General features: G+C 67.5%; 14 protein-coding genes. 8 read left to right on the forward strand and 6 right to left on the reverse strand.

From position 1 onward, the window contains the following. The first annotated feature begins 2 nt into the window (after positions 1-2). The 5 genes from ACWEFV_RS20630 to ACWEFV_RS20650 all read left to right on the forward strand — a co-directional run bounded on the left by ACWEFV_RS20630 (position 3) and on the right by ACWEFV_RS20650 (position 4,428). Complete coding sequence (locus tag ACWEFV_RS20630; protein ID WP_450071514.1) at positions 3-464, forward strand: MarR family winged helix-turn-helix transcriptional regulator; 462 nt, start codon at positions 3-5, stop codon at positions 462-464. Next, the gene (locus ACWEFV_RS20635) at positions 461-1,294 is read left to right on the forward strand and encodes an ATP-binding cassette domain-containing protein (RefSeq protein WP_450071515.1); all 834 of its coding nucleotides are present in this window, start codon (positions 461-463) and stop codon (positions 1,292-1,294) included. Before ACWEFV_RS20630 ends, ACWEFV_RS20635 begins: the two co-directional genes overlap by 4 nt. A 10-nt stretch (positions 1,295-1,304) precedes the next feature. Further along, positions 1,305-2,090, forward strand: coding sequence for an ABC transporter permease (locus ACWEFV_RS20640; protein ID WP_450071593.1), 786 nt, complete (start codon positions 1,305-1,307; stop codon positions 2,088-2,090). Positions 2,091-2,161: 71 nt separating this feature from the next. After that, complete coding sequence (locus ACWEFV_RS20645) at positions 2,162-3,319, forward strand: acyl-CoA dehydrogenase family protein (RefSeq protein ID WP_135459510.1); 1,158 nt, start codon at positions 2,162-2,164, stop codon at positions 3,317-3,319. An 8-nt stretch (positions 3,320-3,327) separates the two neighbouring features. After that, positions 3,328-4,428, forward strand: a complete 1,101-nt coding sequence (locus tag ACWEFV_RS20650) for an acyl-CoA dehydrogenase family protein (RefSeq protein WP_450071516.1) — start codon at positions 3,328-3,330, stop codon at positions 4,426-4,428. Here ACWEFV_RS20650 and ACWEFV_RS20655 read toward each other — a convergent pair. From ACWEFV_RS20655 to treS, 3 genes are read right to left on the reverse strand one after another with little or no spacing between them, the layout of a single operon-like run. Further along, positions 4,378-5,862 carry an MFS transporter gene (locus ACWEFV_RS20655; RefSeq protein WP_450071517.1) on the reverse strand — a complete coding sequence of 495 codons (1,485 nt, stop codon included), beginning with the start codon at positions 5,860-5,862 and terminating at the stop codon, positions 4,378-4,380. The genes ACWEFV_RS20650 and ACWEFV_RS20655 overlap by 51 nt on opposite strands. An 18-nt stretch (positions 5,863-5,880) precedes the next feature. Next, a complete protein-coding gene (locus ACWEFV_RS20660; RefSeq protein ID WP_135459513.1) occupies positions 5,881-7,203 on the reverse strand; it encodes a maltokinase N-terminal cap-like domain-containing protein in 1,323 nt (440 codons plus the stop codon). Next, positions 7,200-8,948 (reverse strand): maltose alpha-D-glucosyltransferase, encoded by a 1,749-nt coding sequence (gene treS / locus ACWEFV_RS20665; RefSeq protein ID WP_135459514.1) that lies wholly within the window; start codon positions 8,946-8,948, stop codon positions 7,200-7,202. The genes ACWEFV_RS20660 and treS overlap by 4 nt, the downstream gene beginning before the upstream one ends. Before the next feature lie 296 nt (positions 8,949-9,244). On the opposite strand from treS, the gene ACWEFV_RS20670 reads away from it, so the two are divergent. Genes ACWEFV_RS20670 through pyrE form a run of 3 tightly spaced genes read left to right on the forward strand, consistent with a single transcriptional unit; the run spans position 9,245 to position 11,067 of the window. Next, positions 9,245-9,634, forward strand: coding sequence for a hypothetical protein (locus ACWEFV_RS20670; protein ID WP_135460345.1), 390 nt, complete (start codon positions 9,245-9,247; stop codon positions 9,632-9,634). Positions 9,635-9,666: 32 nt separating this feature from the next. After that, the gene (locus tag ACWEFV_RS20675) at positions 9,667-10,464 is read left to right on the forward strand and encodes a HugZ family pyridoxamine 5'-phosphate oxidase (protein ID WP_450071518.1); all 798 of its coding nucleotides are present in this window, start codon (positions 9,667-9,669) and stop codon (positions 10,462-10,464) included. Positions 10,465-10,497: 33 nt separating this feature from the next. Beyond that, complete coding sequence (pyrE, locus tag ACWEFV_RS20680; RefSeq protein WP_135459516.1) at positions 10,498-11,067, forward strand: orotate phosphoribosyltransferase; 570 nt, start codon at positions 10,498-10,500, stop codon at positions 11,065-11,067. A gap of 105 nt (positions 11,068-11,172) precedes the next feature. Here the strand turns inward: pyrE and ACWEFV_RS20685 are convergent, their stop codons facing one another. Genes ACWEFV_RS20685 through ACWEFV_RS20695 form a run of 3 tightly spaced genes read right to left on the reverse strand, consistent with a single transcriptional unit; the run spans position 11,173 to position 13,852 of the window. Then, on the reverse strand, positions 11,173-12,213 hold the full coding sequence (locus ACWEFV_RS20685) for an ABC transporter ATP-binding protein (protein ID WP_135459517.1): 1,041 nt from the start codon (positions 12,211-12,213) through the stop codon (positions 11,173-11,175). Next, on the reverse strand, positions 12,210-12,983 hold the full coding sequence (locus ACWEFV_RS20690) for an ABC transporter permease (RefSeq protein ID WP_135459518.1): 774 nt from the start codon (positions 12,981-12,983) through the stop codon (positions 12,210-12,212). Before ACWEFV_RS20690 ends, ACWEFV_RS20685 begins: the two co-directional genes overlap by 4 nt. Beyond that, positions 12,980-13,852 (reverse strand): ABC transporter permease, encoded by an 873-nt coding sequence (locus ACWEFV_RS20695; protein ID WP_135459519.1) that lies wholly within the window; start codon positions 13,850-13,852, stop codon positions 12,980-12,982. The genes ACWEFV_RS20690 and ACWEFV_RS20695 overlap by 4 nt, the downstream gene beginning before the upstream one ends. Positions 13,853-13,858: the final 6 nt, after the last annotated feature.

A 13,858-nucleotide genomic window follows, 5' to 3' on the forward strand; every position in this document is an offset into this window, starting at 1 on the left:
GCATGCAGGACCAGCGTGATCTCGTCAGCGAGCTCTTCACGGTCGTCGGCCGGTTCCGCAGACAGCTGCGCCGGTCCACCGGCGGCGGGTTCGACGCCACCGGATTGACCCAGTCGCAGGGCGAACTGTTACGCCTGGTCGGGCGCAGGCCGGACATCTCGGTGCGGGAATCGGCCGTCGAGCTAAGCCTGGTGCCCAACACCGCGTCCACGCTTGTGTCACGTCTGGTCGCCGACGGACTGCTGACCCGGACCACCGACGACGCGGATCGCCGGGTGGTCCGCCTGCGGCTCACCCCGCCCGCGCAGGCGATCGCCGACGACTCGCGGGCCGCCCGCCGGGCCGCGCTGGCGGCCGCGCTGACACAGCTCGACGACCGCCAGATCACGGATCTGGCAAACGGATTGGATGTGATGACCGAACTGACCCGGCTGCTCCACGAGGACGAAATGGGGGAAGCATGACCGAGCAGACCCCGGCCATCGACTGCAGACACCTGACCCACCACTACGGCACGTTCACCGCGGTCGACGATCTGACCCTGCAAGTCCATCGCGGTGAGACCCTGGGCCTGCTCGGCCCGAACGGCGCCGGCAAGACCACCGCGGTACGGGTGCTGACCACCCTGACGCCGGTGCAGCAGGGCGAGGTGCGGATCTTCGGCCTCGACACCGGCCGGCACACCATGGACATCCGGCACAACATCGGCTATGTCCCACAACAACTCTCGATCGAGGCCGCCCTGACCGGCCGACAGAACGTCGAGTTGTTCGCGCGCCTGTACGACGTGCCGCGCGCCGAACGCAGAGATCGGGTGAACCAGGCGCTGGAATCGATGCAACTGCTCGACGTCGCCGACGCCGTGGCCGGCACCTACTCCGGGGGCATGGTGCGCCGCCTCGAGCTGGCCCAGGCACTGGTCAATCGTCCACTGCTGCTGATCCTCGACGAGCCCACGGTCGGGCTGGACCCCATCGCCCGCGACAGCGTCTGGACCCAGGTCGGCCGGATGCAGGCCGAGTTCGGGATGACCGTGCTGCTCACCACGCACTACATGGGTGAGGCCGACGCGCTGTGCGACCGGGTGGCCCTGATGCACCACGGCCGGTTGCAGGCGCTCGGGACGCCCGCCGACCTGAAGGCCAGGGTATTGAAGGCGACCGCATCTGCGGACGCCACGCTGGAGGACGTCTTCCGCCATTACGCCGGTTCCGACCTGACCGACGCCGGGCAACGGCCCGCTGGCATGCGCGAGGTGCGCGCGACCCGCAGGACGGCCCGTCGTGTCAGCTGATGTTCTGGTCATGGCCCCGCGCGGAATGGCCCGGGTCCGCGCCATGGCCCGGCGGATGTCGGCCTTCGCCCTGGTCGAACTGCAGAAACTGCGCCACGACCGGACCGAGCTGTTCACCCGCATGGTGCAGCCCGCGCTGTGGCTGTTGATCTTCGGCCAGACGTTCAGCCGGTTGCACCTGGTCGACACCGGCGGTGTGCCTTACCTGGCCTTTCTGGCGCCCGGCATCATCGCCCAGTCGGCCCTGTTCATCTCAATCTTCTACGGCATCCAGATCATCTGGGACCGCGACGCCGGCATCCTGGCCAAGCTGATGGTGACCCCGGCTCCGGCGTCGGCGCTGGTGGCGGGCAAGGCGTTCGCGGCCGGGGTGCGCTCGGTGGTGCAGGTCCTCGGCGTCGTGCTCCTGGCATACCTGATGGGGATCGCGATGACGGTCAATCCGCTGCGCATCCTGGCCGCGATGGCCGTGGTGGCGCTGGGTGCGGCGTTTTTTGCCTGCCTGTCGATGACGCTGGCCGGGCTGGTGCGCAAACGGGACCGGCTGATGGGAATCGGCCAGGCCATCACCATGCCGTTGTTCTTCGCGTCCAATGCGCTCTATCCCGTCGAGATCATGCCGACCTGGCTGCGCTGGCTGTCCGCAGTCAACCCGCTCAGTTATGAGGTCAATGCGTTGCGCGGGTTGTTGATCGGGACTCCGAGCAATTGGGCGCTGGACGTCGGTGTGTTGGTCGCGGCCGCCGTGGTCGGCGTGGCCGTCGCCTCGTCGTTGTTGCGCCGGCTGGTTCGCTAGGAGCAGCCCCGATACGCCCGACCAACCGGGTGGTTTAGTGTGCAGACAGATCCACCGACAGGGAGACGGTCATGCAACTGGCGCTCACACCGGAGGAAGCAGCTTTCCGCGATGAGCTGCGCACCTTCTACACGACGAAGATTCCCGCCGAGATTCGCGAACGAAATCGGCTCGGGTTGCCCATCGGCAAAGAGGGCATCGTCACGGCGCACAAAATCCTCCATGAACACGGACTTGCGGTGCCCAACTGGCCCGTCGAGTGGGGCGGCAAGGACTGGACCCCCAACCAGCACCAGATCTGGCTCGACGAGATGCAGCTGGCCAGCGTCCCCGAGCCGCTGACCTTCAACGCCCGGATGGTCGGACCGGTGATCGCCGAGTTCGGGTCGCAGGCGGTCAAGGAGCGCTTCCTGCCGCCGACCGCGGCGCTGGACATCTGGTGGTGCCAGGGCTTCTCCGAGCCCGAGGCCGGTTCCGATCTGGCTTCGCTGCGCACCACCGCGGTGCGTGACGGCGACAGCTACGTGGTCAACGGCCAGAAGACCTGGACCACGCTGGGGCAGCACGCCGACTGGATCTTCTGCCTGGTCCGAACCGATCCGCAGGCCCCCAAGAAGCAGGCCGGCATCTCATTCCTGCTGTTCGAGATGGACACCCCCGGTGTCACGCTGCGCCCGATCAAGCTGATCGACGGCAGCTACGAGGTCAACGAGGTGTTCTTCGAGGACGTCCGGGTGCCCGCCGACCAGCTCGTCGGCGAGGAGAACCAGGGCTGGACCTACGCCAAGTTCCTGCTCGGCAACGAGCGCACCGGCATCGCCCAGGTGGCCCGGACCAAGGTGCGTCTCGCCGAGGTCAAGGAACGCGCCGCGGCCAACGGCCTGCTGGCCGATCCGCTGTTCGCCGCACGGCTGGCCGAGGCCGAAAACGACGTGCTGGCACTGGAACTCACCCAGATGCGGGTGACCTCCGATTCTGCCGACGGCAAGCCGAGCCCGGCCTCGTCGGTGCTGAAGCTGCGCGGCAGCCAGCTGCAGCAGACCGCCACCGAACTGCTGGTCGAGGTCGCAGGCGCCGACGCGCTGCCGTATGAGGCCGGCGATATCGCCTCACCCGAATGGGCCCAGAACGCCGCCCCGCACTACCTCAACTACCGCAAGACCTCGATCTACGGCGGTAGCAACGAGGTGCAGCGCACCATCATCTCGTCCACCATTCTCGGATTGTGAGTTGAGCCATGGACTTTCAGCTGACTGACGAACAGACCCTGCTGGCCGATACCACCCGCGACCTGTTGTCGGGCTACGACACCGAGAAGCGGAACAAGGTGGTGGAGTCCGAGCCCGGGTACGACCGCCAGATCTGGGGACAGCTCGCCGAGGTCGGCGTTCTGGGCCTGGGTTTCGATGAGGACTCCGGCGGCCAGATCGAGATCATGGTGGTGCTCAACGAGCTCGGGCGCCGGCTGGCACCCGAGCCGGTACTGCACGGCGCGATCGGCCCCGGCGCGATCATCGCCGAGGCCGGCACCGACGCCCAGCGCGCCCTTCTCGACGAAGTCGCTTCCGGCCAGCGGATTCTGGCCTTCGCTCACTCCGAACCGGGTGTGCGCGGATCGGCCGGTGTGACGACCACCGCGACGCGCAGCGGCGACGGGTGGACCCTGTCCGGCACCAAGAACCCGGTGCTGGCCGGCGACGTCGCCGACACGCTGATCGTCAGTGCGGCCCTGCCCGACGGCGGCACCGGACTGTTCCTGGTCGAGGGCGCCAATGTGACGCGTCAGGGCTACCGCACCTTCGACGGTCAGCGCGGCGCCCAGGTCACCCTGGACTCCACACCCGCCGAGCCCCTCGGCGAGGCCGCCGATGCCGGCGTCGCGATCACCAACGCACTGGTTCGGATCTCGGCGGGCCTGTGCGCCGAGGCAGTCGGCGTGATGGACGAGTCGCTGCGCCTGACCACCGATTACCTCAAGCAGCGCAAGCAGTTCGGGGTCACGCTGAGCAAGTTCCAGACCCTGACCCAGCGCGCTGCCGACATGTACATGTCGCTGGAGCTGGCCCGCAGCATGGGCACCTACGCGGCGATGTCCATCGCCGATGGTGAGCTCGACCCGGTGATCGCGGCACGCGCCAAACTGCAGATCGGGCGGTCGGGCCGGCACATCGCGCAGGAGTCGATCCAGCTGCACGGCGGTATCGGTGTCACCGCCGAGTACCCCGTGGGCCACTACGCCGCCCGCCTGACCGCGATCGAGCACACCCTGGGCTCGTCGGCCGATCAGCTACGGACGCTGGTGGGTCAACTCGACAGCTACGAGATCGCCACCCTCTGAAGCCAGTTCTGATGGGGCCCCTGCCGGTTCACCCGGTCGGGGCCCCTTCGGTATCGCCATGGCGATGAGGGCGGCACCGGCCGCGGCGACCGCGGCGATCAACAGGGCGACGCGGAATCCACCCAACGACGGCAGCGCGTGCCCGGCGACCGTGACGGTCATCTGGGCCAGCACGGCGGTCATCACCGCACTCGACGTCGACGTGCCCAGCGAGCGGGCCAGTGAGTTGATGCTGTTGGCCGACGCGGTTTCCGACACGGGCACCGCGGCATTGATCAGGGCGGGCAGGGCCGCGAAGGCGAACCCGACACCGAAGCTGACGATCAGGCCGAGCACCATCACCCCGACCGGGGTGCCGAGCAGGACGGTGCCGGCCAGGTAGCCCGCGGCGATGATCGCGCTGCCGATCACCAACACGATCTTCGGTCCGCGCGCGGCCACGACCCGGGCGGCCACGGGTGCGGCCGCCATCATCGCCAGGCCGCCGGGCGCCATCCACAGACCGGTGGCGATCATGCTCTGCCCCAACCCGAATCCTGTTTCCCGGGGCATCTCCAGCAGCTGAGGCCCGACGAGCGACAACGCGAACATGCCGAAGCCCACCGCGATGGACGACAGATTCGTCAGCAGCACCGGGCGTTTCAGCGTGGTCCGCATGTCCACGATCGGCGACGGCGCGCGGTACTGCCACCAGGTGAACACCCCGAACGTCACCGCCGCGGCCGCGAACAGGCCCAGCGTCGTGACACTGCCCCAGCCCCACATCCCGCCCTTGGAGATCGGCAGCAACAGCATCACCAGACCGGCCCCCAGCGCCAGCGCACCGATCGGATCGAAGCGGTGATCCGACGACACCGGCTCCAGGTCGGGCACCAGCAGGACGAACAGGACTCCGGAGGCCAGGCCGAGAAAGGCCGAACACCAGAACAGGGCATGCCAATTGAAGTGTTCGGCGATCACCGCCGACAGCGGCAGACCCATCGCACCGCCCACGCCCAGCGACGCGCTCATCAGACCCATCGCCGAGGCCACCCGCTCGGCGGGCAGGGCGGAGCGCAGCACGCTGATGCCCAGCGGGATCACCGGGGCGCCGAATCCCTGCAGGCCGCGCCCGATGACCAACGGGATGAGCGACGTGGTGGTGGCTGCGATGACCGATCCGGCGAACAGCATTGCGGTGCACAGCACCAGGATCCGTTTGGGGCCGTACATGTCTCCGAGCCGGCCCAGCACGGGCGTGGCGACGGCACCGGTCAGCAGGGTCGCGGTGATCGCCCACGACGCGTTGGCCGGGCTGGTGTCGAGCAGCGCGGGCAATTGCGGGATGAGCGGGATCATCAGGGTCTGCATGAGCGAGACGCTGATGCCCGCGGCCGCGAGCACCGCGATCAGCAGCCCACCGGACGCCGATCGGCGCGTGGGCTGATTAGGCATACTAATGAAGATAGGTGACTAGCTGAGCAGGCGCGCCACCGACCCCAGCGGGATGGGCAACCAACTCGGCCGGTACCGGGCCTCATAGGCCGCCTCGTACACCGCCTTGTCCAGTTCATAGGCCGCCAACAGGGCGGCATGCTCGCGCGGATCGGCGCCGGCCACCGCGGCATACCCGTCACAGAACGCCGCACTGTTGCGGTCGGCCCATTCCCGCGCCCTGGCAGCCACCTGCCGGGCCCGGTCATCGTCGGCGGCCAACTCCACCAGCCGCGCATACGCCGCGTATTCGAACGACCGCACCATGCCCGCGACGTCGCGCATCGGGGAATCCGGGCTGCGGCGCAGCTGCAGCGGCTGGCCGGGCTCCCCTTCGAAGTCGATCAGCAGCCAGCGCTCCGGGGTCCGCAACACCTGGCCCAGATGCAGATCGCCGTGGATCCGCTGCACGCTCACGTGCTCGTCGGCCAGCTTGCGGTAGCGGTCTTCGATCAATGAAACATGCTGGCGCAGTGCGGGTACCGCCTCCGCGGCGGACGCCAGGCGGGCAGACATGAGGTCTGCCGGGAACGGCACCGACTCGGTGCCGAGTTGCTCCGCCAGGCAGGCGTGCACGGAGGCGACCGCCTCGCCCAGGCGGTAGGACTCGGCCGCGAAGTCACCACCCACCTCGTCGGCATACAGGTCCCCCTCGGCGAACAGATCCCGGGTGCTCGCGGTGGCCATATCCCAACCCTCAGCGGAGTTGTCGGCGAATTCAGTCACCATCCCCAGCGCGAAAGTCTCACCGTTCCAGTCGATATCCATCGATCCGAGCAGTGTCGCCACGTGCGGGTTGCCCGCCCTCGCCAGTACCCGGTTGAGTTCGATGTCGGGGTTGACGCCCGGGGTGATCCGGCGGAACACCTTCAGCACGGCATCCTGCCCGAACACCACGCTGGTGTTGCTCTGTTCGGCCGCCGACACCCGGGGCGGGGCATCCAGCGGCAGGATCGCCCCCGGCTCCTTGCCGCACCTGAGCCCGTCCACCGTGGCCGAACGGTCGATCAGCTGCAGCAGATGCTGCGCCGCGTCCTGGTCATAGAGGGCGTCATAGGCGGTCCGCCCGTCGGCACCACCGATCGTGGCCACCGAGCTGTATTCCTCCATCGGTTCGGCATCCCACTTCACCAGCACCTGGTACCGCTCGGTGCCGCCGTCGGCATAGGACACCTTCAGCAACGTGAGTTCGAGGTCGGGCCCGAGCTCGACCACCAAACCCGGTGCGGCGGAGACCAACTCGCGGCCGCGGCCGGCATACCACCGTTGCTGGCCGAGCCAGTCTCCGAATTCGACACTCATTGCTGTGCTCCAGGGTCATGCTCGGGCTCGCGGAGCTGGAACCAGTAGAACCCGTGCCCCGGCAGGGTCAGCAGGTACGGCAGCTGGCCGATGCTGGGGAATTCCACGTAGCCGGACATCTCGATAGGTGTATACCCGTTCCACTCCTGCAGATTCAGTTCGATGGGCTGCGGGAACCTGGACAGGTTGTTGACGCACAGCACTGCATCCCCGGACCCGTCGATCTGCCGCACATACGCCAGCACCGACGGATTGGAACCGCCGAGCTCGCGGAACTCCCCGACCGCGAATGCCTCGTGGCGGCCCCGCATGGCCAGCATGCTTCGGGTCCAGTTCAGCAGTGACGTCGAGCTGTCCCGCTGGGCCTCGACATTGACCGACTGGTACCCGTAGACCGCGTCCTGGTTCGGCGGCAGGTACAGCCGCCCCGGGTTGGCCGTGGAGAATCCGGTGTTGCGGTCCGGCGTCCATTGCATCGGCGTGCGCACACTGTCGCGATCGCCGAGCCAGATGATGTCGCCCATCCCGATCTCGTCTCCGTAGTACAACATCGGGGACCCGGGCAGGGACAGCAGCAGCGCGGTGAACAGTTCGATCTGGTTGCGGTCGTTCTCCAGGAGCGGGGCCAGCCGGCGCCGGATGCCGACGTTGGCCTTCATCCGTGGATCCTTGGCGTACTCGGCGTACATGTAGTCACGCTCGTCGTCGGTGACCATCTCCAGGGTCAGCTCGTCGTGGTTGCGCAGGAAGATCGCCCAGTGCGCCATGTCCGGGATCGCCGGCGTCTGCGCCAGGATCTCCGAGATCGGGAACCGCGACTCCCGGCGCACCGCCATGAAGATCCGCGGCATCAGCGGGAAGTGGAAGGCCATGTGGCACTCGTCGCCGCCGGTGTCCGGATCGCCGAAGTACTCCACCACGTCGGCCGGCCACTGATTGGCCTCGGCCAGCAGCACCCGGCCGGGGAACTCGTCGTCGACCACCTTGCGGCAGCGTTTGAGGAAGGCGTGGGTCTCGGGCAGGTTCTCGCAATTGGTGCCCTCCCGCTCGAACAGGTAGGGCACCGCGTCGAGCCGGAAGCCGTCGATGCCCAGATCCAGCCAGAACCGCAGGACGTCGATCATCGCTTCCTGCACGGCCGGGTTGTCGTAGTTCAGATCGGGCTGGTGCGAGAAGAACCGGTGCCAGTAGAACTGCCGGCGCACCGGGTCGAACGTCCAGTTCGACTCCTCGGTGTCGACGAAGATGATGCGTGCGTCGGCGTACTTGTCGCTGCTGTCGCTCCAGACATAGAAGTCGCCGTACGGACCGTCGGGGTTGTGCCGCGACTCCTGGAACCACGCGTGGGAATCGGAGGTGTGGTTCATCACCAGGTCGGTGATGACGCGAATGCCCCTGCGGTGGGCGCCGTCGAGCAGCGTGACGAAGTCGTCCACGGTGCCGAACTCGGGCAGGACCTTGTAGAAGTCCCGGATGTCATAGCCGCCGTCGCGCAGCGGCGAATCGTAGAACGGCGGCAGCCAGAGGCAGTCCACGCCCAGCCACTTCAGGTAGTCGAGCTGTTGGGTCAGGCCCTGCAGATCGCCCACGCCGTCGGCGTTGGAGTCATAGAACGCACGGACCAGAACCTCGTAGAACACCGCCCTCTTGAACCAGTCCCGGTCGGTCGGCAGCGTTCTGGCATGACCGAAGTCCTCGGCGGTCGGATGCTCGACCACCTGGTGGCCGTCCTGAACGTTGTCCATCAGCCTCCCAAGGTACCCACTTCATCGGCCCTCGACACCCGCTCGGAACCTCTGCCGGGCCACGGCGCCCCGAAACGATCCTGCAGCAACGTTTTTCGCCGGCGCGGGCATGTTTGCGGAAAAACTAACGGTTGAATAAGAGACGGCGACGGGTTACGTTTTCCCCGCATTTGATCTCCTCGTCGGCTATGGGCCGGCGATCACGAACATTCGACGAGGGATGGCCTGTGGGTGAGTCCGCACCAAATGACGGTGAAGCACCAGTAATCGTTGGTCTGTCTGATGCGGCGATGCACATGTACATCGCAGCGATCGACGCGCTACCGCCGATCAGCGACCCTGAGTACGCCGACCGCGCCGCGGTCGTCCTCAGCGGTCTGCGCAAGCTGCAGACGTCGCTGTCGGAGGCGGCGGGACGCAGCCGCGTCACCCCGTCCGTCATCGTCGCGCTCAGCGGTGTGCGGCACCGCTACGACGAGCTGATGACGACGGCGTCCGAGGGCCCTGCCGCCACGCTCGGTCAGCGTCTCTATGTCGCGCGTGGCCGCGCGAAGCTGTCCACTCAGGAAGCTGCCAATGGCGTCGGCCTGCGCAAGGACCTCATCGAGGCCGTCGAGGCCGAGGAGCCCGCGACCGAGGCCGAGACCGCTCAGATCAAGGATCTGATCGCCGCCCTCGGCGGCTGACCCGGCCGACACCCGAACGATAGGGTCGCTGCGTGACACGCGATCATGGCGACCCCGGTGATGCCCCTTCGGTTCCTCCCCCATTGACGGAGGTGATCGAGGGGGCACGTCCGTCTGCGGCCGAGGAAGCCCGCACGGTCGCGGCGTCGACGAACGCAGGCACACTGGCCTCGCTCACCGCCGGCGGCGACCCATGGGCGTCCTTCATCACCTACGGGCTCCTGGCCGGTGCACCGGTGCTGTGTGTGTCGAACATGGCCGAGCACGGCCGCAACCTCGCAGGCGATCCTCGGGCCAGCATCTCCATCGTCGCCCCCGACGCCGGGTCGGATCCGTTGGCCAGCAGCCGCATCACACTGGCCGGGGTCGCCGAGCGGCCCACCGGCGACGAGCTCGCCGCGGCCCGCCAGGCCCACCTGGACGCGGTGGCTGCCGCCCGCTATTACATCGATTACAGCGACTTCTCCCTCTGGGTACTGCGCGTGCAGCGGGTGCGCTGGGTCGGCGGATACGGCCGGATGGACTCGACCACCGGTGAGGCCTACTCCCATGCCGAACCCGATCCGGTCTCGCCACACGCCGCAGCGGCGATCGAACATCTCAACGCCGACCACGCCGATTCGCTGGCCGATATGGCCCGCACCCTCGGCGGCTATCCCGACACAAGCACGGCAGTGTGCACCGGCGCCGACCGCTACGGCCTGGATCTGCGGGTCACCACCGAGCGCGGGATGGCCTACATCCGGGTCGGCTACGCCGCGCCGATCAGCTCGTACAACGAGTTGCGGGCGGCCACAGTCGAGTTGGCCCAGCGCGCCAGGCAGGGCTGAGACCCCGCCGACCCGTGCAATACGATCGCGGGTATGCCTGAGCGCCCGGAGACCTGGCAAGCCGCCTTCGACCTGATCCGCACCCGCGGGTACGAACACCGCGAGGAACCGTTCCGTCTGGCCAGCGGGCAGATGAGCCACGACTACATCGACGGCAAGTTCGCCATCGACACCGGCGAGCGGATGGCCATCGTCAGCCGGGCGGTCGCCGATCTGGCCGCGGCGAGCGGCATCGAGTTCGACGCCGTGGGCGGGCTCACCATGGGGGCCGACCCACTGGCCCACGGTGTGGCGATGGTGACCGGCAAGGCCTGGTTCTCGGTGCGCAAGGAACAGAAGTCACGCGGCCGCGAGCAGTGGATCGAAGGCACCCGGCTCGAGCCCGGCACCCGCGTACTGCTGGTCGACGACGTGATCAGCACCGGCGGCTCCACCGAGATCGCCTACGAACGCGTCACCGCCGTCGGGGCCGTTGTCACCGGCGTCATCCCGATGGTCGACCGCGGCGACGTCGCGACGGGCCGGTTCGCCAAGCGCGGCGTGCCGTTCGCGGCGCTGGTCACCTACCGCGATCTGGGCATCGAACCGGTCAAAGATGTCTAGGGCCGACGCCTGAGCCGGGTAACAAACCCCTGTCACACTTCGGTGGCGTCACGTTCGTAACGCCATGGCGGTCACAGGCGAAATTTTTCGCCGTGACGTTACGAGCTAGATCACCAGCACCGGGGCCCGCTCCAGCGCGAGGCTCACCGCAACGCCGGGCCTGAAGACACGCGCCCGCGAGCTGGGCAGCTGCGCGTGGATCAGTGAACCGTCCGGCAGGCTCAGGTACACATGGGACGTCGGCCCCAGGAACGCGACGGATTCCACCACGGCCGGCCCGTCCGGATCGGCGCGCACCCTGATCGATTCCGGACGCAGCATCGCGGTACCGGCACCCGCACTGATCGACCCGGGCAGGGTCGGCAACTCTGCGCCCAGCAGTCGGGCCCGTCCACCCGCCACCCGCGCGCGGACCTTGTTGTGCAGACCGACGAACTCGGCGACGAACGGGGTCGACGGACGGGCGTAGAGCACGGCCGGAGTTGCGAGCTGCTCAAGTTTGCCGTGACTCATCACCCCGACCCGATCCGCAACGGCCAGGGCCTCCTCCTGGTCGTGGGTGACGAACAGTGTCGTGGTCCCCACTTCCAGCTGCACCCGGCGGATCTCGTCGCGCAGTTGAGAACGCACCTTGGCATCGAGTGCCGACAGCGGCTCATCGAGCAGCAGCACCCTCGGCTCGATCGCCAGGGCCCGGGCCAGCGCCACCCGCTGCTGTTCACCGCCGGACAACTCGCTGGCGAACTTGCCTTTGTGCGCGGCCAGGCCTACCAGATCAAGCATGTCTGCAGCTCGGAACAGCCTGTCCCGCTTGGATTTTCCGCGCATCTTCAAACCGAACGCGACATTGTCCAGCACGGTGAGGTGCGGGAACAGGCTGTAGGCCTGGAACACCATGCCCATGTCCCGCTTGTTGGCCGGCACCGAACTGATGTCCCGCCCGCCGACCAGCACGGCGCCGGAGGTGGCCTCTTCCAACCCGGCCAGGATCCGCATCGCCGTGGTCTTGCCGCACCCCGATGGCCCGAGCAGCGCGACCAACTCGCCCGGCTCGATCGTCAGGCTCAGCCCATCGAGCGCGTTGACGTTGCCATAAGTGCGCGTGAGCTCACGAAGTTGAACCCGCACACCGGCACTCGCACTCACTCTTGGACTCCTAACCTTCTGCGGCGCCCACGGGTGAGGGCCGCCAACACCACCAACAACGCGAATCCGAGCAGCAGGGTGGCCAGCGAGGCCGCCACCGAGGTCGGGCCATCGCTCTTGCCGATCGCGACGATCTGAACCGGCAGCGTCTGGAAGCCGCTGAGCGAGGCGACGGTGTACTCGCCGAGCACCACCGCGATGGAGATGAACGCGGCGGACAGGATCCCGGACCAGATGTTGGGCACGATCACCCGGCTGATCGTCGACCACCAGCCCGCGCCCAATGATCTGGAGGCCTCCGACAACGTCTGCAGGTCGATCGCGGCCAGCGCGGAATCGATCGACCGGTAGGCGAACGGCAGCACCAGCACCACGTACACGAATGTCAGGGTGAGCGCCGATTCGCCGAGAAGGTAAGTCACCCACAAGTACACGTTGCGCAGGCCCACCACGATCACCAGGGCCGGGATGATCAGCGGCAGCAGGCAGAGAAACTCGACGAACCGCCCGGCCCAGCGGGCCCGCAGCCGCACCCAGATCATCGTCGGCACCAGCAGCGCCAGCATCGCGATGACGGTGAACACCGCGAGCAACAGCGAGATCAGGATGGCGTGATACAACTCCTCGTCGGCCACCAGATTGCGCCAGGCCGCGGCGGTGCGCCCGCCGGCGATCAGGTTACGGGTCGAGAAATCGGCCATGGCATACAGCGGGAACAGGAAGAACAGGCCGAACAGCACCCACAGAACCGGCCGATACACCCGGTTCATTTGAGCCACCTCGCCGTCCGGCGCACCAGCGCGTTGTAGGCGAACATCACCAGGGCCACCACCACGATCATCTCCAGCGCCAGTGCATAGGCGAAGCCGGACTGACCCAGCACGACCTCGCTGGTGAGTGCGGCCCGGATCAGCAGCGGCACGATCGGACTGCCTTGGCTGACCAGCGCGGCCGCGGTGGCGTAGGCGGCAAAAGCATTGGCGAACAACAACAGCATCGATCCCAGGAACGCCGGGGCCAGCAGCGGCACGGCGACCTCCCGCAGGTACTGCCACTGTGACGCACCGAGGCTCACCGCGGCCTCGCGCCACTGTTCACGCAATCCCTCGAGGGCGGGAAGGAAGACGATCACCATCAGCGGGATCTGGAAGTAGGTGTAGACCAGGATGAGCCCGGCCAGTCCGTACAGCCAGCCGGAACCGGCCAGGTTCCAGCCGAGGTGTTCCTTGACCCACAACGTCAGCACACCGTTGAGCCCGATGGTGGCCAGGAACGCGAAAGCCAGTGCCACGCCGCCGAACTGAGCCAGCACACTGCACAGCGCCAGGACCCCACGCCGAATCATCGACTCCGGCGGGCTGCTGAAGATCAACCAGGCCAGAAGCGCACCGAGTACGGCGCCGATCAGTGCCGTACTCGCGGACAGCGCAATACTCTTGGCCAGCGCCGCCAGGGCGGTGCCGGAGAACAGCGCGGCGATCCGCTCCAGCGAGAACGATCCGTCGGCGAAGAACGCCATGACGATCACCGTCACCGTGGGCACGATCAGGAACACCGTCACCACGGCCACGAACGGCAGCAATGGCAGGGCGTCACGGATGTCCGCACGCAGTTCCCGGCGAGAAGTCCTAACCGGCATGGGCGA

The organism is Mycobacterium sp. NPDC004974 (assembly GCF_053600815.1).

Bases quoted from the DNA above. Each gene is read 5' to 3' on its own strand.
- ACWEFV_RS20630 (WP_450071514.1), top strand. From the start codon at position 3: ATGCAGGACCAGCGTGATCTCGTCAGCGAGCTCTTCACGGTCGTCGGC.
- ACWEFV_RS20635 (WP_450071515.1), top strand. From the start codon at position 461: ATGACCGAGCAGACCCCGGCCATCGACTGCAGACACCTGACCCACCAC.
- ACWEFV_RS20640 (WP_450071593.1), top strand. From the start codon at position 1,305: ATGGCCCCGCGCGGAATGGCCCGGGTCCGCGCCATGGCCCGGCGGATG.
- ACWEFV_RS20645 (WP_135459510.1), top strand. From the start codon at position 2,162: ATGCAACTGGCGCTCACACCGGAGGAAGCAGCTTTCCGCGATGAGCTG.
- ACWEFV_RS20650 (WP_450071516.1), top strand. From the start codon at position 3,328: ATGGACTTTCAGCTGACTGACGAACAGACCCTGCTGGCCGATACCACC.
- ACWEFV_RS20655 (WP_450071517.1), bottom strand. From the start codon at position 5,862: ATGCCTAATCAGCCCACGCGCCGATCGGCGTCCGGTGGGCTGCTGATC.
- ACWEFV_RS20660 (WP_135459513.1), bottom strand. From the start codon at position 7,203: ATGAGTGTCGAATTCGGAGACTGGCTCGGCCAGCAACGGTGGTATGCC.
- treS (WP_135459514.1), bottom strand. From the start codon at position 8,948: ATGGACAACGTTCAGGACGGCCACCAGGTGGTCGAGCATCCGACCGCC.
- ACWEFV_RS20670 (WP_135460345.1), top strand. From the start codon at position 9,245: ATGTACATCGCAGCGATCGACGCGCTACCGCCGATCAGCGACCCTGAG.
- pyrE (WP_135459516.1), top strand. From the start codon at position 10,498: ATGCCTGAGCGCCCGGAGACCTGGCAAGCCGCCTTCGACCTGATCCGC.
- ACWEFV_RS20690 (WP_135459518.1), bottom strand. From the start codon at position 12,983: ATGAACCGGGTGTATCGGCCGGTTCTGTGGGTGCTGTTCGGCCTGTTC.
- ACWEFV_RS20695 (WP_135459519.1), bottom strand. From the start codon at position 13,852: ATGCCGGTTAGGACTTCTCGCCGGGAACTGCGTGCGGACATCCGTGAC.